14 protein-coding genes are annotated in these 20,634 nt (G+C 63.1%); 8 read left to right on the top strand and 6 right to left on the bottom strand.

Going from position 1 to position 20,634, the window contains the following annotated elements; all coding sequences use genetic code 11:
* From P5205_17375 to P5205_17365, 3 genes are all read left to right on the top strand, one after another.
* The coding region (locus P5205_17375) for a hypothetical protein (GenBank protein HSA12136.1) at positions 1–334 on the top strand (334 nt) is incomplete at its 5' end.
* Entirely contained in the window at positions 331–654 is a 324-nt protein-coding gene (locus P5205_17370; GenBank protein ID HSA12135.1) for a hypothetical protein, read from the top strand. The genes P5205_17375 and P5205_17370, both read left to right, overlap by 4 nt.
* Complete coding sequence (locus P5205_17365; protein ID HSA12134.1) at positions 651–1,412, top strand: hypothetical protein; 762 nt, start codon at positions 651–653, stop codon at positions 1,410–1,412. The genes P5205_17370 and P5205_17365 overlap by 4 nt, the downstream gene beginning before the upstream one ends.
* A 174-nt stretch (positions 1,413–1,586) precedes the next feature.
* Here P5205_17365 and dinB read toward each other — a convergent pair whose 3' ends face one another.
* Positions 1,587–6,296: a DNA polymerase IV gene (dinB, locus tag P5205_17360; protein HSA12133.1), complete on the bottom strand. Its 4,710-nt coding sequence runs from the start codon at positions 6,294–6,296 to the stop codon at positions 1,587–1,589.
* A 3-nt stretch (positions 6,297–6,299) separates the two neighbouring features.
* Positions 6,300–6,923 carry a transcriptional repressor LexA gene (gene lexA, locus P5205_17355; protein ID HSA12132.1) on the bottom strand — a complete coding sequence of 208 codons (624 nt, stop codon included), beginning with the start codon at positions 6,921–6,923 and terminating at the stop codon, positions 6,300–6,302.
* Between the two features lie 491 nt (positions 6,924–7,414).
* On the opposite strand from lexA, the gene P5205_17350 reads away from it, so the two are divergent.
* Positions 7,415–7,762, top strand: a complete 348-nt coding sequence (locus P5205_17350; protein ID HSA12131.1) for a hypothetical protein — start codon at positions 7,415–7,417, stop codon at positions 7,760–7,762.
* Between the two features lie 53 nt (positions 7,763–7,815).
* On the opposite strand, the gene P5205_17345 is transcribed toward P5205_17350, so the two are convergent.
* Positions 7,816–8,742, bottom strand: coding sequence for a hypothetical protein (locus tag P5205_17345; protein HSA12130.1), 927 nt, complete (start codon positions 8,740–8,742; stop codon positions 7,816–7,818).
* Positions 8,743–9,009: 267 nt separating this feature from the next.
* Positions 9,010–10,656, bottom strand: a complete 1,647-nt coding sequence (locus tag P5205_17340; GenBank protein ID HSA12129.1) for a thiamine pyrophosphate-binding protein — start codon at positions 10,654–10,656, stop codon at positions 9,010–9,012.
* Positions 10,657–10,813: 157 nt separating this feature from the next.
* Here P5205_17340 and P5205_17335 point away from each other — a divergent pair, with 157 nt between their 5' ends.
* The 4 genes from P5205_17335 to P5205_17320 all read left to right on the top strand — a co-directional run bounded on the left by P5205_17335 (position 10,814) and on the right by P5205_17320 (position 14,007).
* Positions 10,814–11,854, top strand: a complete 1,041-nt coding sequence (locus tag P5205_17335; GenBank protein HSA12128.1) for an Mrp/NBP35 family ATP-binding protein — start codon at positions 10,814–10,816, stop codon at positions 11,852–11,854.
* Between the two features lie 190 nt (positions 11,855–12,044).
* Complete coding sequence (locus tag P5205_17330; GenBank protein ID HSA12127.1) at positions 12,045–12,263, top strand: DUF4032 domain-containing protein; 219 nt, start codon at positions 12,045–12,047, stop codon at positions 12,261–12,263.
* Positions 12,264–12,425: 162 nt separating this feature from the next.
* Entirely contained in the window at positions 12,426–12,956 is a 531-nt protein-coding gene (pyrR, locus tag P5205_17325) for a bifunctional pyr operon transcriptional regulator/uracil phosphoribosyltransferase PyrR (GenBank protein HSA12126.1), read from the top strand.
* Between the two features lie 109 nt (positions 12,957–13,065).
* Positions 13,066–14,007 carry an aspartate carbamoyltransferase catalytic subunit gene (locus P5205_17320; protein ID HSA12125.1) on the top strand — a complete coding sequence of 314 codons (942 nt, stop codon included), beginning with the start codon at positions 13,066–13,068 and terminating at the stop codon, positions 14,005–14,007.
* A 35-nt stretch (positions 14,008–14,042) separates the two neighbouring features.
* On the opposite strand, the gene P5205_17315 is transcribed toward P5205_17320, so the two are convergent.
* Entirely contained in the window at positions 14,043–15,398 is a 1,356-nt protein-coding gene (locus P5205_17315; protein HSA12124.1) for a nucleoside recognition domain-containing protein, read from the bottom strand.
* A 195-nt stretch (positions 15,399–15,593) separates the two neighbouring features.
* The gene (locus tag P5205_17310; protein ID HSA12123.1) at positions 15,594–20,402 is read right to left on the bottom strand and encodes an ankyrin repeat domain-containing protein; all 4,809 of its coding nucleotides are present in this window, start codon (positions 20,400–20,402) and stop codon (positions 15,594–15,596) included.
* Between the last annotated feature and the right edge of the window lie 232 nt (positions 20,403–20,634).

Genomic DNA, 20,634 nt, shown 5'->3' with positions numbered 1-20,634 from the left:
TACGCGGTCGTATCCGTTCGTGACCAACGCGGGCCTGGTGCTGACGCAGTCGGTGGTGTTGCCGTGGCGCGGGCGTTGGTTCTTCGCGGCAACGGCGTATAGCACCAACGGTCTGGAGTCAGATTTCAGCAGTGAGGTGTCGTGGGAGAGTAAACCGTTGCCGCCGGCGATGGCAGGCAAGGCCTGGGTGCGGCTGGCGCCTGTGTTTGGGCGGAGCACGAACCTGGCGGCCTGGGGAAGTGTCACGGGCGAGGCGACGTGGTTCCCGGCGACGAACCGCATGGAGTTCTTTCGAGTGAACCGGCTCCTGATGGAGCGAGTGATGGTGCCATGACGAACATGATTTCAGCGGATTTGATCAGGAGCGTGGATCACGCGGCGGCCATGAACGACCGCTGGCTCTTTGTGGCCAGCCTGGTGGTCTTCGGGGTCTTCGCGTGGTTCGTGATGCGTTACTTCGTGCTGCAGCACGAGCGGCTGATCGAGGACCACAAGCAGGCCAGGGACAGCTATCAAGAGAGCCTGCGTGGTGTGGTGGCGGAGCAGAGCGCGGCGAACGCCAAGCTCATCGTCTGCCTGGACAACAACACAAAAGTTCTGGAGGAGTGCAGGGATGAGCTGCGTCTCGTCCGGATGGAAAGGAAGCAAGTATGAAGATGAGTCGTGGTGAGAAGATTGTTTGGGCAGCGGCGGTGGCCGGGGCGCTGGCCCTGCTGGTGGCCTGCGCGAGCGGGTGCGCGTCGTTGGACCGGGCTGCGTATAAGCAGGAGGTGACGTGGACGAACGCGCCGGTGGTGCATGTGTTCACTAATACGGTGGTGCTGACCAACACGGTGCCGGTGGTGCTGGAGCGGACCAATGTTGTGTACGTGACAAACGCGAGCACGGGCGCGGTGGCGGGGTACATGTCGCGCGAGCCGGTGGCGACGAATTTGGTCTCGGCGGTGGTGACTAACCTGGTACCGGTGTTCTACACGAACGTCGTGCAAGTGCCGGTGACGAACCTGGTCGCCAAGCCGGAGACCGAAGCGGTGATTCAGGCTGCGGGATCTGTGGTGAACACGTTCGCGCCTGGCATTGGCAGCATTCTGGCGCTGGCGCTTGCGGGGCTGTATCACGGGTACAGACAGGTCCGGAATCGCAGGGTGAACGAGGCGCTGATTCAGGGAGTGGAGACCGCACGGGCCGTTCTCACTACCACGCCGCAAGGTCAGGCCGCGGATGCGCAGTTCGTGAAGTGGTTGATGGAGCATCAGAAGGAGGCGGGCGTCTTCACGACCGTCTCGGGACTCGTCGAGCAACTCACCGACAATCCTGCGGCAAGGATGACGGCGCAAGAGATCGCCGAGCGCGTTGAGAGGGCGAGGTTGACAACGGCGGCCCGTAGTAGTAGCAGTGGTGCCGCGAGCTGATTGCGTGGGCTGAAGCCGTTGCCTAGTGTTGCTGGCTCCGTTGGCCACTTTGTTGGCTAGGGTTGCCCAAAAGTGCTAAAAGTTACGTAGGGTAGCGGTCGGTGTTTGAAAATGGCAGACACGCAATTGGACCAATAGAAATGGGCCTGAAACGAGTGTTGCAGGCAGTAACAATTAGTCGGTCCGGGGTGTGGTGAACGGTGAAATTCGAACTCCGGAGCCGAAGGTTGTGGGTTCGACCCCCGCCTCGCGTACCAGCTTCCGGGGCTTTCCTGCTCGTAATACGCGCAACGAAAATCCCCGTCCGTTCTCAAACGGCTCTACCGTTGCAGTGACTTCCAGCACGGGATAGCGCACGGTCGCCAGGCCGTAGCTTTGGTAGGTCCGTGTGAACAGTTCCGTTTCCACCATGCCTGTCCAATCCGCCAGCGTGAGAAATTTCATCGGCTCGCCGGTGATCTGGTGATGCGTCCGCTGCTCGACTACCAGCCCGCACGTTACCACCGTTTCGCCGGTATGTTCGCCCAGCCGCGCCACGGGGCAATACGTGTCCCACGCGACGCTGTCATACAATTCCAGCGGGTGCCCGCTCACCGCGTAGCCGAACAATTCCGTTTCGGCTTCCAGCCGCTCGCGCTGCGTCGGTTCACCAAGCAAAGCGGGATTCTGGATGAAGAAGTCCGAAATCGGATTCGTGCTCGCATCGAAATCGAACTCTAAATTCTGATTCCCGATTTTGGACTTAGGACTTAGGACTTCAGAATTCGCCAGCTGCTGGGCTTCCCAAAACTGCCGTGTGCGCGATTGGCTGAACTCATCGAAGCCGCCCGCGCGAATCATCGTCTCCAGTTCCTCCGGCAACGGTTTTACCCGGTGATGAAAGTCAGCCAGCGAAGTGAATGGTCCGCACTCGCGTTGGGCCAGCAGCCGTGTGATCGTGCGCTGGGTGAGTCCTTTGGCGCGGATCAATGGAACGCGGATGGCGTTTGGGGTCGTGTTCCTCTCCTCTGCGTGGTGGAGGAGAGGCTTGGAAAGAGGAGGCGCTTGTGTTTCACCTCTCTCTGGCGATCTCCCCGTTCGTTCCTTGCGGAGCGAGAGGGAACACGCTACCGCCTGAAACCCCGGCCCAGGTTCATTGACAGTCGGCGGCAGAAATGTCAATCCGAGCCGGTAGCTTTCCAGCACATAAACGAGCGGGTCGTAAAATCCCTTGCCGTTGGTCAGCACCGCCGCCATGAATTCCGCCGGGTAATTGTGCTTGAGCCAGGCGGCTTGGTAGGCCTCAACGCCGTACGCCGTCGAATGGGCCTTGCAGAAGGCGTAACCGGCAAAGCCGGTGACCAAGCCGAATACTTCTTCGATTTTCTCCGGCGCATGTCCGCGCGCCCTGGCCGACGCGAAGAATTCCTCTCGAAGCTCCGCGATGACAGCGCGCTTTTGTTTGTTCAACGCGCGCCGCAATACGTCCGCGCGTCCGGGTGGCAAGCCGGCGAACGCTTCGCAGATTTGCAGAATGTGCTCCTCATAGACCACCAGCCCGAACGTGTCGCGCAATACGGGTTCCAGCGACGGATGCGGATACGTCACCGGTTCAAGCTTCTGATAGCGCCGCGTGAAGGCCAGTTTCTTTCCTTCGTTGGCCGCACCGGGCCGGATGACGCTCACAATGGCAATCAGCGTGTCAATGTCGCGTACATTGCATTGGCGGCACAGGCTGGTCATGGCCGGGCTTTCAATGTGGTGCACCGCCCGGGCGCCGCCGCTGGAAATCGTTTCCCAAACCTGCGGGGCTTGCCACGGCTCCAGCCCATCCTCCGTCCGGGGGGCACTCTCTCCCCGTCGGAGGGAGAGAGGGTCGGAGTGAGGGGAATATCCGTCGAACCGGGGTTCATGGGGAGGGCGGCTCTCCGCCGAGAGAGGGGCGCTTTTAGAGGTGTCCGTCACCCTTTGCCGCGCAGTGCAAGTTTGCAGATCCACTTCCACCCCACGCCCCGCCAGCGACGCCTTCGCGTCGCGCATTACGGCCAGCCCGCCTTGCGCGAGCACATCCACCTTCACCAGTCCAATGGCTTCCACGGCGTCCATATCGAAGTGCGTGGTGGGATAGCCCTTGTTGGAAATGAACGTCGGCGTCAGCTCGTGCATCGGCTGGCGCGAGAGCACGACGCCGCACGGGTGCATCTTCGGGTAGCGCGGGAAACCGTCCAGGAACTCCGCCATATCCAGCGCGGTCTTGAACGGTTCTTCGTTCAGCGGCAGGTCGCGGTTTTCAGGACTGGCGGCGAGCAACTGGCGCAATGTCGCCCCGCCGCTGGGCGTGTGTTCCGCCGGTATCCAGCCGCCGCCGAAGCTCCACGGGAAATGGTCGGTGAAGCGGCGCACTTCACGTTCAGCCACGCCGAGCACTTTCGCCACGTCCGCGAACGCGCTGCGGGCCTGGAACGTCGAAAAGCCACCCACCACGGCGCAATGCTCCCGGCCGTATTTGGCAAAGATGAGATCCACCACGTCGTCTTTGCGGTCGTGCGGGAAATCAATGTCAATGTCCGGCAGTTTGTTAAGCCCCATGCGCTCCGGATTCAGAAAGCGGCGGAAATAGAGGCCGAAGCGAATGGGGCAGACATCGGAAATGCCGAGGCAATAACAGACGAGCGAATCCGCCGCGCTGCCGCGCGTTATCCACTCGATGCCGTGCGCGCGGCAGTGCTGCAGTATGTTCCAGACGACGAGAAAGTATTCTTCGTAACCGACGGCGCTGATGATGCTCAACTCCTGATTAATTTGGGAACTGAGCGTCGAGAGCCGCGAGGCCGGGTAGCACCGCCGCGCGCCGGTCATCACCAGCTTGTGGAGGAACTCGCGCGGCGATGAACCGTCCGGCGGAATAAACGCGGGGAATTGCGGTTTGCCGAATGGCAGCTCGAAGTTGCACCGCTCGGCGATTTCAAGCGAGTGTGCGAGCCACTCGGGATGCTCGCGGCACGCCCCGGCCATTTCTGCCGGCGCGCGGAAGTGAAACCGCCCGTTCCTGCGTTTGGCCGGGTGCTCCTGACGAAGCAAGGTCAGCGTGCGAATGGATTGCACGATGTCGTATTTCATCCGGTCACCCGGCAGCGCGTATCGAATCGCCGGACACACAACGATGGGAAACTCCCTTTCCGCAGCCGATGAGGGGAAGGATCTTTTCATTGCCATCCGGTAGAAACGACCGGGAAACAACTCAGCCAGCCGCAAGTCCGCACTCACGGCTATCAGACCGTCTGTGAGGCCACCCAAGTGCTCAAGCGCGACGGGGCGGCGTTGCCGGGCTGCTGCCGCGCCCTCCTCCTCCTTTTCAGCCTGGAGCGACAACAGCCGGTTCAAATTGTGATAGCCGCGATCCGATTCGACGTAGAGCAAGAGCGGATACCCGTTCACTTGCAATTCCGTGCCCAAAAGCGGTTTGATGCCCGCACGCTTCGCGGCCTGCGCGAACTCGACCGCGCCGTGCACATTGCCGATGTCCGTCAAAGCAATCGCCGTCATGCCATGTTGTTCGGCTAGGTTGACGATCGCGGCGGGCGAAAGGGTCGAGTCGAGAAACGTGTAGTAACTGCGAACGCGCAGCGGCACGTAACGGGCAGTATTTCGCATCCCTGCGGCAGCCGGCGCGAGCCGTCTCGATCCTGCGGTATTCCGTGCGCCACACGCCGTGCCCCGCGTTTCCGCACCCTGCGGCGCGGCGCGCAGACGCAAATCGTGGCCGCGCAAAACAACCGACCAACCCTTGTTGCGCCGCAACTCGTCCAGCGCCGACGCCAGCCGTTCGTGTGCTTCGTGATTGCGGGTGTTGAGGTCGAGCGGCAATTCGCCACGGAACATGCCGTCGTACACGTTGGATAATTTCAGCGACACCATGCGCAGGCTCACGCGCCGCTGCCACGCCTCGCGCAGCAGCCCGCGCAAGCGCCCGTAAATGTCCGTTTCCAGGTCGGTAGGTTCGGCCAGGCTTTCGGCGCGCTGGTTTTCATCGCGGTCGTTGTAACGCACCTTCACGGCCAGCGTGCGCACACTTCGGTCCTCCTCGCGCACCGTGGCAAACAAACGGTCGGCCATGCGCCGCAGCACGGCCTCGACGTATTCCTCGTCCGTCACGTCCTGGCTGAACGTTTCCTGCTGGCTGTATGATTTCTGCGGTGCACTGGCGGGAACCAGCGGGCGGTCGTCCACCCCGTTGGCGAACTGCCGCAGGACGGGCGCCTGATTGCCCAGGGGCAGCGCGAGCAGGTCAACGGGCGTTGCGGCAATCTGCCCGATGTCCGCGAGCCCCGCCGCGTTCAACCGCGCGGCGGTTTTCGGCCCGATGCCCGGCAACCAGCAATTCGGCAGTGGACGAAGAAATTGTTTCTCCTGTCCCGGGGGCACAGTTTGCAGCGCGGCGGGCTTGTTGAGCTTGGACGCAATCTGGCTGACGAGCTTGTTCGAGCCGATGCCCTCGCTGACGGTGATTTTCAGCGATTGGCGGATTGCCTTGCTGATGGTCAATGCAATTGCGACAGACGGTGCGCTGCGGTTGGCAGTGATGTCGAAATAGCCTTCGTCAATCGAAGTCTGCTCCACGCTCGGCGTGAAATCGTAGGCGTAGCCAAACATCCAGTTGGAAAATTGCTCGTAGCGTTCATAGTCGCCGGGGAGCACGATGAGCTTCGGGCACAGTTTTCGCGCCCTGGCTGTGGGCATCGGCGTGTAGATGCCGAACTGGCGCGCCTCGTAGGAAGCCGAAGCAATGATGCCGCGGCTTTCGCCGCCGACAGCGACGGGCTTGCCCCGCAGCCGCGTGTCGGCGGCTTGCTCAACGGACGCGAAGAAGGCGTCGGCGTCGAGATGGATAATAGTGCGGGGCATCGTTCATCCCTTCGCTTTTCGGATGAGCGCCTTGAACACGCCCTGAATCATCAACTCTTGCGCGGGGATCAAGTCGGGATACTTCGGGTTCTCCGCTCGCAAATACGGCTTCCCGCCTTTCAGGACAAAGGTTTTGAGCGTGCTTGCCCCGTCAATGAGAGCGGCGACGATCTGCCCGTTGCGCGGTTCCAGCCCGTGTTCCAGAACGACAAAATCGCCGTCGAGAATGTGCCGGCCAATCATGGAATCACCCGTCACGCGCAAAGCAAAAGCGTTCCGTGTTGGCTTGTATCCGATGCTTTCCACATCCACCGAGACGCAGCCTTCGGCATCCTGCTCGCGGACTTGCGGCAAGCCCGCTGGAATTGAACCAAATAGCGGAATGTCCGCGATGCGGTTGCGGAGCTTTGCGAGCGGGGACGTGACGCGCAACGCCCGCGCCTTGCCGGGTTGGGATTCGAGGCAGCCCTTTTGGCGCAGCAACCGCACATGCTCCGTTACAGAGTTGAGGCTGCGGAAACTAAACTGGCTGGCAATTTCCTGGTAAGTAGGTGTTGCGCCCTGCGTTTGCTGCCATTTTTGGATGAAATCAAGAATCTGCTGCTGTTTTCGCGTTAGGCCTGTCATACTGTATATATATACAGTATGCCCTCCAATCCAGATGTCAATACCGTATCCGCTTCAATCATCGCAACTCGACGCCGGCGACGGTGTAATTTTTGTGGACATTGCTGCCGGGAGGAGAAATGATTCGTTCTATGGGTGCAGGCGTACAAATCTACTTATCCAAACCTGGCGGCCAACGGCAAGGTCCCTATACACTCGACCAGATCAGGCGAGACCTCGCCGCGGAGAAGTACCTCGACACTGACTACTGGGCCTGGCATGACGGCCTCCCGGAGTGGGTTCCGCTTTACAACCTGCCCGGCATTTCCGAGAAAGGCGTCCCCGCGGCTCCAACTGTTGCCGTACCGCCACCGGAGCCAGTGCCAGTTCCCGCCCAACCGCAGGCATCGTCTCCGAGTGATTCTTCCGCAGCACGGGCCCTAGTCTTACCTGCCCCCGAGCCGGAAACAGCATCTGGGCCACCCGCACTTCCACCCCAAGTAGCCGCCGGCATGCCTTTCTCCGCCTTGCACCACATTTTCCTCTTCACTACTGGCGAAGGGCCTGCTGCCTGGCAGTCGTCCGAGGTGGCGAGGATGCTCGAGGCGGTTATCGGCATGGACTTGGCTACCATCCGCCAGAATGTCCCTCGGGATGTCGTGGCCAAGTGCACTGCTGGTGACTTGCTGAAGCCGGATGGTTCGATTTCTGATGCTGTCTGGCGAGCGATGGCCACCTTCCAGCCGGACCTCGTGCTGCAGGCGCGAAACCGGCGCCATCGAGTCTGCGTCCGCACTTTCCGCATCGAGGCCGACGTCGTGGCCGCCCTGGTGCTGTTCTACGACAAAGAGAAGTTGTAAAGGAAACGCCTGATTGGCGTGTACGCGCGCTGCCGGACCCCTGCCAGGCGGGGCTAATTGCCCGCCGTCGGCGTTGGAGCCTCGGCCGGAGCGGGCAGGTAGATGTAGCGGTTCGGCTGGGTTGGCAAGTAGGCGTTGCGTTGCGGAATGGCCGCGCGATCAAATGCCTTATAATCCTTGATTGCCCCAACGCGCGCAATGCGCAGCGATTTGCGGAGCAGGCCGCGCCCATTCGCCGTAGAATCGCTAAACCGGCCCGTGCCATAGCCTACGCCGCGCGAGCCCGAAAGATTGGACGAGAAATACTTCATGCCGACAATTTTGTTTTGCTCGTCCCGAACCCACTCAATGAAGATGACGGCGTGGCCGCCCGAGGGTGTCGTGCTATAGCTGAGGAAATCCCCAGGTCGCACCTCCTCGAAGTCCGTGATCGCGCGCCCCAGCCCGTAACCCACGATGCCCCGCTGTTCGCAGTCGCCCGGGCCTTCGATGTACCAAAGCTGCAGCAGGTTGAACAGATCGCTGAACGTCATGCCGTTGAAGTCGTCCGGGTCCAGTCCCTTCTGCACGTTGCGCAGCTTCATCGCCCGCACAAACGCCTCGAACGTGAATCCGCAGCAATAGCTGCAGCGCGATCCGTCCGGGTAGGCTTTGGCGACCACCATGCCCTTGTACCAGAGGTCCTGCGTCACCCCGTTGTAGATGTCGTATTCCCGGGGTGTCCAACCGCAATGATAGGGATATGAGCCGTCGAGCGGATAGGCGGAAATGACCTTCATTACGTAAGGGTTGAGCGATCCCTCGGCATCATCCGTTACCATGTCCTCACGGGCGTAGGCCTTGGCCAGGGCCTTGTCCACTGGCGAAAACCCTCGCTCGTCCACTGGATATACGCGCGGCGTGTAGGTGTAGCGTTTGGCCGTCGCAGCCGGCTTGTTGGTGTTCGGGGTGGCAGTCACAGGCGCCTGCTTCGTTGCCATGTGAGCCGCCGCTGAGGCTGGAAGTGTGCAGGTGCAGGGCTCCGTGTGGCGGCACCCGGCGAGCCCAAGACTCGCAAGGGCAAGACCGGCGGCTGCGATGAACGGCAGATACCGCTGAGAGGAGCCGGGCGAAAGGCGAGGCACGACAGAATTCGGATTCACTGGCGCATGGTAGCAGGGGCAGCAGGTGGTTTCAAGCGCAACCTTCCAGCGTACGACTGAGGGAACGCATGCTGGAAAGAACCCCGTGCGACAGGCTGGGCTTGATTATAGGCGCCGGGCCAACCGCGCCGCCAGTCGGTCGAGCGCCGGCGAGCGGTCGAGCGTGGTGAGCCGTACTTCCAGCAGGCAGAAACTCGTGGTCCATTTCTCAGCCTCCAGCAGCGCGCGGTCCAGTTCGGCCTCGGTTTCCACGACGAAGCCCCTCCCCGTTCCCAGGACTTCCGGCAGGCGATGGTATCGCCACGGCCAGACATCGTTGTAAGGGCCGTCCTGCATGTGCCGTTCGGTGCCGTAACCGCCGTTATTGAGCAGCACGACGATGGGGTTGAGCTGGTAGCGGGCCACGGTGGCCAGTTCCAGGCCGGTCATCTGGAAGGCCCCGTCGCCGACCAGGACGAGGGGGCGCAGCTTCGGGTTGGCCAATTGTGCGCCGATGCTGGCGGGCACAGCGAAGCCCATTGAGGTGTAGTAGGCCGGGCTGATGAATTCGGTGCGCGCGCGGATGAACAGGTCCGCGGCGCCGAACAGAGCATCGCCCACATCAGCCACAACGACCGTGCGGTCCGAGAGGAAGGCGTTTAGGCGTTCGAAGAGGCGCCGCACGGTAAGCGGCTTGCGAGGGTACGGAGCGCGTCGCGCGGCCTGCACAGTGACTTGCGCGGGGCGGGGGATCCGGCCCAGCTTGCGCCGGCGGAGAGGGAGGCGCACCAGGCCGCGAACGAAGTCTTTAAATCGTACTTCTTCGTATGTGTGGTAGCGGATGGAGAGCTTCTCGCTGGTAGCGTAGATGGAGCGGGCGGGATCGAGGCGGGCAGTGTAAATGCCGAGGTTGATGTCCGTCATGAAAGCACCGAGGAGGATGACGCAGTCGCTGTGCTCGACATACTGGCGCACGTCCTCCCGGCCCATCGCGCCTTCATAGACCCCGAGATAGAACGGCTGGTGCTCGCCGATGACGGACTTGCCAAGCACGGTGGCAGCGACCGGGATGTTTGTTTTGCGGGCAAGCTTAAGCAGTTGATCCTGCAAGCCGAACCGGTGGACCTCCACGTCGGCAAGAATGACCGGCCGGCGGGCGCGGGCAATCATCTGCCCGGCTTCGGCAAGGGCTTCGCGCAGGCTCCGGGGATCGCTCCGCTCGTGGAGCTCGGGGGGCTGGTGGTGGGGGATTCCGGGCACCGTGACGAGATCGCGGGGGAGTTCAATGTAGACGGGCCGCTTGTAACGCAGCGCTGCATGCAGCACCCGGTCTATCTCCTGGAAGGCAGTCTGCGGATCGCCAAGTACGGTTGAGGCAACGGTCAACTCTTCGAAGACCTTCTTCTGGGTGTCGAACTCGCGGACCTTGTGGTGGAGCAGGGGATTCTTCTCGCGTTCTTTGATGCCGGGCGCGCCGCTGATGACGACGACGGGAGACTTCTCCGCGAAGGCTTCGGCGGTGGTGTTGGCGACCTTCAAGCCGCCGACGCAATAAGTCACGCAGACCGCTCCCAGGCCGCGCACACGGGCGTAGGCGTCGGCGGCAAAGCCGGCGCCCTGCTCGTCACAAGTGTTGATCAGGCGCAGCTTGCTGCGGAAGAGCTGGTCGTAGAAACCAAGCACGTAGTCTCCAGGAATGCCAAATACATGGCGCACCCCATGCGCGTAAAGCCGTTGGATGAGGTATTCACCGATGGAGAGCGAGGTCTTCATTTGCCCTGCACTCAGGCTAACATGCTCGGTGGAAGGGGTCAAAGCCCGTTGCGGGCATGAGCGAAGACAAGAGCCAAGGGGAATGCCAAAGGGAATGCTTTTGACTTCATTCTGCTTCGCCCTACATTGCGGCGTTAAACCGAATCATCTGCACATGCTGACGGACCACGACATCAAGAACGCGCTGCGAGCAGTCAAGTACCCGGGCTACAGCCGGGACATTGTATCCTTTGGCCTCGTGAAGCAGGTTGCGGTTAACAACGGAGTGGTCAGTGTCGCGCTGCAACTGACGACGGGCAATCCGGACATCGCAAACCAGATCAAGCTGGAGAGCGAACAGGCGTTGAAGGCGATGCCGGGAGTGACACAGGCGAACGTGGAGGTGAATGCGCAAGGCGCGCAACAGCCAGCGGCGGGGCAGAGTCCCTGGGCGCAACAGCAAAAGGTGCCAGGCATCCGGCGAATCATGGCCGTAGCCAGCGGCAAGGGCGGCGTGGGCAAGTCCACCGTGTCAGTGAACCTGGCGTGCGCGTTGCAGCGACTTGACGCGAAGGTCGGCCTGCTGGACTGCGACATTTACGGTCCGACGATACCGCTGATGATGGGAGTGCACGAGCGGCCGACGATCAGTGAGGCGGAGAAGATGGTGCCGCCCGCCAACTACGGCGTGAAGCTTATGAGCATGGGTTTTCTGGTGGAGGGCGACCAGCCAGTCATCTGGCGCGGGCCGATGATCATGAAGACCATCCAGCAGTTCTTCAGCGCTGTGGAGTGGGGCGAGTTGGACATTTTGGTAGTGGACTTGCCACCCGGCACGGGAGACGCGCAGCTTTCACTCTGCCAGACGGTGCCGCTGGACGGGGGCGTGGTCGTGACCACTCCTCAGGAGGCGTCGTTGGGGGTGGTGCGCAAGGGCATCGCGATGTTCCAGAAGGTCAGCGTGCCAATTCTAGGGATGGTGGAGAACATGAGTTATTTCACTGCCCCCTCGGGCGAGCGCTTGGAGATCTTTGGCCACGGCGGCGGGCGAGCGGAGGCGGCACGACAGTCTATTCCGTTTCTCGGCGAGGTCCCGTTGTTCAAGGAAATTCGGGAGGGCGGTGATCGGGGTGTGCCGGTGGTGGTATCGGCCCCCAACGAGCCGGCTGGGCAGGCGTTTGTCAGCATCGCCCAGGCCCTGCGCCGGCAACTTGGCTGACCGGGATGACAAGAAGGCATTTCTGTGGTAGGTTGCTGCGCAAAGAAAGGCCGGCTTATGAAGCCGCAAGAGTTCAATGGAAAGGTTGCCCAGGCAGTCGAGGCGCCCAGGCAGGAATTTGCAGTTGGGGCTTGTCACCAGCCAGGGCCCTGTTACATTGCCGCGGTCGAAGCTATTTGGATTCGCGATTATGTCTGACCAAAGCAAAGCGCCGCTCCCGGCAGATGATTTGCTGAAGAACTCCTCGCTCTACAGGGAATTTCAGGCGGAACGCGAAGAGATTCTGAAGCACAAGTGGATTGAATCGGAGAAGGCAGGTCGGGACATTGGCTTTGAGCGGGCGCTGACGGACTGGATTATCAAGCATCGCTCCAAATGGCGGAGGAGCCGGCAAGCCGCAGGCCATTGATACCCACCGCTCCTTTAAGGCCGCCCAGTGAGGCGGCCAAGGAACCATGACACCACCCAAAGCCCGAAGCGCGAAGCCCGGGGTCTGGAGTCTAGAGCCAGGACCCGCGGTCTTGCGTTACTCTCCCGGGCCGCGGATTTGCTGTGCCCAATCACCTCTCTCATGCCCGATTCCACATTGATACTCAACGCCCTGGCTCTCCAGCGCGCCCTCACCCGCATTGCGCATGAAATTGCCGAGCGGAATGAAGCCGGCAGCGAGGTCGTAGTGGTTGGCATCCAGCGCGGCGGGGTACCGCTGGGGCGGCGGTTGGGCGCGTTGCTAACGGGGATTTGGGGACACGCCGTGCCGACCGGCGATCTGGATGTCAGCATGCACCGGGACGACCTGGATCAACGGGTTGCTCCCAATGTGCAGCCCACGGTCATTCCGTTCGATGTCACTGGCAAGACGGTGGTGCTGGTGGATGATGTGCTCTTTAGCGGTCGCACGGTGCGGGCGGCCATGGATGCGCTGAATGATTTTGGCCGGCCGCGGTGCATCCAACTGGCGGTGCTGATTGACCGCGGGCACCGGGAGCTTCCTATCAAGGCGGATTTTGTGGGCAAGAACGTGCCTACGGCCCGGATCGAGAGGGTCCGCGTGCGGCTCGCGGAAATGGGCGGCACGGACGAAGTCGTGCTCGAGAAATGAAGCACATACAAAGAGCTGCAGAGATGGGGTATTGTACCAATGGGAAGAGGATGACCTCCAGTGTGCGCGCATTGCGCCGCTCCATGACTTCATTGCCTCGTTTCTTGCCATGAGCTGGAATCGCAAACATCTGCTCGACATTGAATCGCTCACGGCGGATGAAATCACCACAGTGCTCGATACCGCGCGCGCCTTCAAAGCCGTGGGCGAGCGAGCGATCAAGAAGGTCCCGGCGTTGCGCGGCAAGACGGTCATCAACCTGTTTGTGGAGCCTTCCACCCGCACGCGCACCAGCTTCGAGCTTTCCGAGCAGCGGCTATCGGCGGACATCATCAACTTCACGGCGGAGGCCTCCTCACTCAAGAAGGGCGAGACCCTGAAGGATACGGCCCGCAACCTGGAGGCGCTCAATATTGATATCATCGTCATCCGCCACTGCGCGTCGGGCGCGGCGCATTTCCTGGCCCGGGTGCTCAACGCCAGCGTTATTAACGCCGGTGACGGCGCGCACGAGCATCCCACCCAGGCCTTGCTGGACACCTTCACCATCCGCGAGAAGAAAGGCCGCATCGAGGGTCTGAATGTCACGATCCTGGGGGACATTCTCTACAGCCGCGTGGCGCGGTCGGACATTTGGGCCCTGACCAAGCTGGGCGCCAAAGTAACCCTCTGCGGGCCCTCGACGCTTGTGCCGCGCGTGTTCGAGCAAATGGGCTGCCGGGTGACCCACGACGTGGAGGAGGCCATTCGTGAGGCGGACATCATCAACCTGCTGCGCATCCAGCACGAGCGCCAGCGCAAGTCCATGTTCCCCAGCCTTGGCGAGTATGCCAGCCTTTTTGGCCTGAATAAGACCCGGCTGGCCCGCACCAAACCGGATGCCCTGATCATGCACCCCGGCCCGATCAACCGGGGCGTGGAGATTGACAGCGAGATTGCCGACTGCGACCGATCTGTGGTTCTCCAACAGGTAACCAATGGTCTGGCGGTGCGTATGGCTGTGTTGTTCCTGGTGAACGGGGGCAAAGGCCCGCAGGAAGTGGCCCCCTGAAGCAGGCCCCGGCGCGTCGTTCGCGGCGGGCAACCTTACCCGAACACCAGCCGGCAGAAGATCACCGACGCGATGACTCCGACTGAGTCGGACACTATTCCGGCGGGAAGCGCGTAGCGCGTCTTTTTCACGCCCACGGAGCCGAAATACACCGCCAGCACATAGAACGTCGTTTCGGTGCTGCCGAAGATGGTGCCTGCCATGCGCACGGTCAGGTGGTCCGGCCCGAACTGTTTAACCAGCTCGGTGAAGATGCCGAGCGTGCCGCTGCCGCTCAGCGGGCGCATCAGCACCAGCGGGAGCAAGTCGGGGGGGAAACCGATGGCCAACATCGCCGGCGCCAGCATCCGGCTCAAGAGGTCAATGCCCCCGGCGGCGCGGAACATGCCGATTGCCACCAGGATCGCAACGAGGTAAGGGATGATGCGCAAGGCGACGTCGAAGCCTTCCTTCGCGCCGTCCACGAACTCCTCATAGACCTTGACCCCGCGCAGGATGGCATACAGCGGGAAGATCGAGAGCATCAGGGGAATGGACAGCTTCGAGATGGCGTCCACGACACAGACAAAGGTGGACCGGCCGGCCGCTTCGGGGGACAGCGGGAGTCCCAGCAGCGCGGGGAAGGCCTGGCGCAGGAACAGGTAGAGGAAGAACACCCCAAAGGCCGACAAGATGAGCTTGCCCCACCATTGCAGCGGCACGAGCGTGGAGGCTTCCTTTACCGGCGACTTGTCGTTGTTGGGATTCGCCGGCGGCGGCCCCACCGTTGGAGTCTCATTTGGCGGGGGCGCGGCTAGCGGCGGCAATCGGTAGAACGGCAACCGGCCCAGCAGCTTGGCGGTGAGGACGGCGGAGGTGGCGGCGCAGATCGTCGCCATGAGGGCGGTGCCGACGATGGCGGTGGGGTTGTTGGATTTGTTGGCCGCCAGGATGGCGATGGCAGTGACGGGAATGAGTTGGACGGAGCTGGTATTGAGGGCCAGCAGCATGCACATGGCGTTGGTGGCCGTGCCGGGCCGCTGATTGAGCGTCTCCAGGTCCTTCATGGCGCGCAGGCCCAGGGGGGTCGAAGCGTTGCCGAGGCCGAGGATATTGGCGGCCATGTTCAGGAGGATGGAGCCCATCGCCGGATGTTCGACGGGCACATCGGGGAAGAGCCAGCGCATGAGCGGTCGCAGGGCGCGCGCCAGCAACGCCACCAGGCCGGCGCGTTCCGCCAGCCGCATGATGCCAAGCCACAACGCCATGATGCCGACCAGCGGCAGCGCGGTCTTCATCACCGCGAACTCGGCCATTTCGAAGCTCTTGTCCGCAACGGCTTTGAGGTTGTCGTTGCAGCCGCCAATGATGACGGCCAGCACGATCAGCCCCAGCCAGATGTAGTTGAGCATCGCGCGGAAGCTTACGCGCGCGCGCCCCGTCCGCTAGCAAAATCAGCCTTCGCCGCAGCCGCAGGGTTCGTCACCCCACGCCGTCGGCATCCGCCGGCGTTCCCGACCACGGTTGGCGCACAACCTGCGCACGCATTTGTCCGCCATGGCCTCGCCATGGAATGCTCCCTCTTCCGGCCGCTGCCGCCGGAAAGATCATCGCCTGGCGTACGGGTAAAGCGTGCGCTGCGGCGAGTAATACCACGTCTCGTTCAGGTGCATCCCGTTGTAGCCGCCGAAGGTCAGCAGCCCGTCGCCGGTCCACACGACGCTGGTCAGGCGCGGCGACGGCGCGCCGGACGTGGTGATTTCCGTCCAGGTGTCGGTGGCGGGATTGTAACGGGCGCCGGTGCCAACGAAGCGGCCGCCGTTGTCCTGCGAGTCATTGACTCCGCCCCAGAGGACCATCTCGGTGCCCGTCCAAACCGCCGAGACCGAGACCCTGCCTTTCGGCGCGCCAATGCTGGAGATGGGCTTCCAGGTATCCGTTTCCGGGTTATAGCGCGCGCCGTTTTCGAGGTAATCCGACGGGGAAGCTGCCTCGCGCGTGCTGCCGCCCCAGACGATCATTTCCTTGCCGGTCCAGACGGAGACGTGGCCATAGCGCGGGCTGGGCGCGCCGTCAGTGCCGATCGGGGTCCAGGAGTCCCGGTTGGGATTATAGCGGTAGCCGTCGTTGAGTACTTTGCTGGCGTTGCCGCCGCCCCAGGCAATCGTCTCCTTGCCGGTCCAGATAAGGGAGTGAAAGGAACGGCGGGAGGGGGCGCCACGGGTTGTGATGGCCTGCCAGGTGTCGCTGGACGGATTGTAACGGCCCCCGGTGTTGAGGTAGGCATCGGCGTGGGCGCCCTGGTAGCGGCTGTGGGCGTCGGTATAGCCGCCCCACACCAACATTTCCTTCCCCGTCCAGACGGCCGGGAAATCGAAGCGGGCAGACGGGGCATTGCGGGTGGAGACCGGGGTCCAGGTGTCGGTGGAGGGATTGTAACGCGCCCCGTCGTTGCGGTTCGTGTTATTGCCCCGTAATCCGCCGAAGCCGCCCCAGACAATCACTTCCTTGCCTGTCCAGAGCATTGCATGACCTGTCCGCGATGAGGGCGCGCCTTTGGCCGGCAGCATGGCCCAGGTGTCTTCCGCCAGGCAATAGCGCGCGCCGTCGGCGAAGCTGGTGCCCATGCCCTCGCCGCCGAAGACGACCATATCGGTGCCGGTCCAGACGGCGTTGGCCGCCCGGCCGCTGAGTTCCGATGCGGCCCGCTGTTCCCAGCACTCGCCTGTCCGCGGCCTGGCCGAGGGGTCCTTGTGGTAGCCGGCGTTCACCAGGTCCGGGTCGTCCGCCTTGGGAGAGTAACGCACGCCGCCGATGTCCAGATGGTCGGTCCTGGCAGCCTGCGGCGCCTGGCCCGGAGGCAGCCGCAGCTTGCGCCCGGGTATCTGCCGGGCGGGACGTGCCCCCGGCTGCGACAGAGCCGGTGGCGGCGCCTGGCTGGGCGACACCGACGGGCCGCTCATTGGAAGCCCTGTCGCCGGGTCAATCACCGCCGGCGGGATCGGAGTGCGCCCGTCCTCGGGCGCAGCAACCTCAGATTGTCCTGGCAGGCTGGGAGCTCCCAAACCCGCACTCTGGCGGGACGTCGCTGCGCCCGAGGACGGGCGCACTCCGGCGGTGCCATCGCCCCTCTCCGGCACCTCGATCCGGTCCCCGTCCCGGAGCCATAACCCCGGCGCGGGTTTGCCCTCCGAGCAATCCACCACCCACTCGCGCTTCTCGCCCGTGGCCGGGTCCCGCCGCGTCACCTTCACCCGGGACAAGTCCGACGAACTGAGCACCAGCATCGACTGGAGCAGCACCGGCTTGAGCCAGAACGGAGTTCGGGAGGTGATCACGGACTCACGGCCTGTCCCGGGGAAGGGCATTTCGATCTTCGGTGTCAGTGTGATATTCGTCCCCCGGCCCTCGACGACGATCTCGACCTGCCGCGACAAGCATTTCCTTAGGTTGCCCAGTTCCTGCTGGGAGAAGCCGGGCCACCGCTCATTCAGCGGATGCACGGCCTCGGGGACCTCCACCACGTCGCCCCATTCCACCCGCACGTCTTTGGTGCAATCGCCGGACTCCAGCACCGGGCGCAGGTCAACCGCCTGCTCCTGCCAGGTCTTATGACCGGGCGCAGGCCGCCGAATGCGCAGATTGGCGAGGTCAGGAAAACCGACAAGGCGGCCCGGATTCCAGTCAGCGTCAACGAAGGCATTGTAGTATTGGCGGCTGTGCTCTTCCAGGCTTGGGGAAGTCGCCAGGAAACCGTATTGCAGGCCGATCAGGTCCAGCAGTGTGAATTGGCTCCAGTCGTTGGCGCCCTTCGTCAACACGTACTGCGAGTAACCCGTCGCGCGGCGGGACACACCAATCCGGTCCAACGCCGGCAGCTCATCCGTCGCCCCGTGCCGCCGCAGCAGGTCGGCCATCGGCTCGGGCTTGGGCTCCGGTTGCCTGGGGGTAGAAGACGGCGGCTGGCCGGGAAGCCCATAGGGCCCGCCCATGCCTGGCGGCGGCAGCGGCCACTGGCTCTTGGCCATGTCCAGCGGTGTTTGCCCCTTGCTGTCTCGCTCGTTGGGATCGGCCTTGTTGGCCAGCAGCAGCTCGACCAGTTCCCGCCGGCCATCCCGCACCGCGAAGTGAAGTGGTGTCCAGCCCTCGCCGCCCTCCTTCGCATTGGGATCGGCCTTGTGGGCCAGCAGCACCTCGGCCACCTCTCGCTGGTTGCTGTACACCGCTGCATGCAGAGGTGTAGACCCGTTCTGTGACTTGCTATTCACGTCCGCGCCAGCCTTCAGCAGCAGCTCGGCAATCTCCTTCCGGCCACGCTTTGCCGCCTCGTGGAGCGGGGTCCAGCCGTCCTTCGGTTGCCCGACATTCGGGTCGGCCTTGCAGGCCAGCAGCAATTCCACTGCCGGCTGCCCTCCCTCTATCTCCACTGCACACAGCAGCGGCGACTTGTCCTCCTGCCCGCGGAGGTTCGGATCGGCCCCGCCCTCCAGCAGGGCCTTGAGCGTCGGGGCGTTGTACAGGGCGCCGAAGATCAGACGGTTACCCCCGGGCAGGGAGCCGTTCGGGTCGGCCTTGGCCCGGATGAGTTCGGTCACAGCCTCGGCGCGGTTCTTCTTGACCGCAAGGGCGAGCGGAGTAGCCGTGAAGATTTGATTAGGAGGCACTCCATACACCCCACTGAAGTTCTGGGTGATATTGGTGTTGAGATTGGGGTCGGCGCCGCTGGCCAGTAGCAGCTTCAGCGCGGGCAATTCGCCATAGTAAGCGGCCACCGTCAGCGGCAGGTTGCTGGACCCGGCATTGGGATCGGCCTTGGCCGCCACCAGGGCTTGCGCGACCGGTTGGGAATGCCGCTCCACCGCATAGCTGAGCGCCGTGCGACCGGAGCCGTCCACGACATCGGGGTCCGCTCCCTTGGCGAGCAGCAACTCGACCAGCCCGGCGTAACCTGCGTTCGCGGCCAGGTGCAGCGGCGTTTGGCCGGCCGAGATTAGCGAATACTTCAGGGTGCTGCCTGGACGGTCACGCTGGTCGTTGGCTGTGGTCTTGGCATTTACCGGCGCTCCGGCGGCCAGGAGCGCCTTGGCGACCTCCTCGTAACCCTTGCGGGCGGCCAGGTGCAGCGCAGTGACGCCGTCCTCAGTCTGAGCCCCGGGCTTGGCGCCCTTGCTCAAGAGCAGGTCCACGATGGCCTTGTGACCGTTGCCGGCGGCGTAATGCAGGGCCGTCAGGCCCGGTTGCTGCAGGCCGTCCACCGCCGCGCCGTTGTCCAGCAGCAGCTTCACCACAGCCAGTTTGCCCTGGGCCGCTGCCGTCTGGAGCAGCGTCTCACCCGCCGCCTGCGGGGCGTTGATCAGGTCCGGGCTGTCCCTCACCAGGGCCTGGATGCGCCGCAATTCGTCGGCCTCGCTGGAGACGGCGGGGGCGGCGGGTTCGGCGGCGGCCATCTGAATCGGCTGGCCCGCCTCGAGCGCCGCCAACTGCCGCCTCAGCTTCAGCAGCTCGCGCTCGGTGGGCACCGTGCTGTCCCACGGGGCGCCGCCGGCCTGCACCAGCCGCTTTTGCGAGTCCACCTGCTTCTCCAGCAGTTTGATTTCTGCTTCCATCAGCCGCCTTTGCTCCTGCCGCGCGGCGTCCGAGAGAACGGGGGCGGCTGTCGCGGCTGGCGCGCTCACTTGCGCCTGGAATTCCTTCGCCAGTTTTGCAGCTACATCGCGCTTCACCTCCAATCCCTTCAATACACCTTCGACCTGCTCATCTATCTGCTTGTTGAGGGCTTCCAAGCGGGCCTTTTCCGACGTCACCACGGGATGCTGGGAACTATGCGTCTGCTGGAGGGCGGCAAGGTTCTGCTCCGCCTCTGAGAGCTTCTGCATCAGTGCGGTGAAGACCGGGTTCGGATAACTCTGCTGCACGGCAATGCGGAGCTTGTCCTTCGGCAGCTCTTGGAGCGCCCTGATCTGATTCCCCAGAGCCATGCGCTCAGCTTCCGCTGCGAGGAAGGCCTGCGATTGGGCGGAGACGGCCGCTGTTGCCGGCACGGCGCCGAGCCCCGCCAGGTTCTGGCGGCTGAGGGTGACGAGCGTCGGCTGGTCGGAGAACTCGCGCAGGATGCGCTCATACTGCGCCGCGGCGTCGTTGGTGTTCCCTTGTTTGCGGTAGCATTCACCGAGGCGAAAGATGGCCGTGGCGGCGAGCTTGCGGTCCTTGTCGAATTGACTGGCGACGGTTTGGTAGGCCTGAATGGCCGCGCCCAGGTTCTGATTGGCTTCCTCCTCGAACAGCCCGCGCTGGATGGCGATAGTGAGGTCGTTGGTCGCCGCGCAGGCGGGTGAGACCGGCAGGGCGAGTGTCGCGAGCAGCAGCGAGATCACGGCCAGTGCGCAGCTCGCCCGCGCCAGGTCAACGCCTCTCATTAACACCGGGGCTTCAGCCCGGTGTCGAGGTGCGGCGGGGGCTGGCAGCCGTTTCAACGGCTTTCCCCGTTTGCGGGCAAACTGTTGAAACAGTTTCCTGCTCGCCACCGCGCGTTTACACCGGGCTAAAGCCCCGGTGCTAATGAGAGATCGTGCCCAGCGGATCGCAGCAGTAGTTTTCATAAGAGTCTTGTTCTTAATTCTTCGCTCCCAGTTTGACGTGTGTTCCGCC

This window comes from Candidatus Paceibacterota bacterium, from assembly GCA_035452965.1.
GTDB lineage: Bacteria > Verrucomicrobiota > Verrucomicrobiia > Limisphaerales > UBA8199 > UBA8199.
This window is presented reverse-complemented; position numbering and strand designations above follow the sequence as displayed.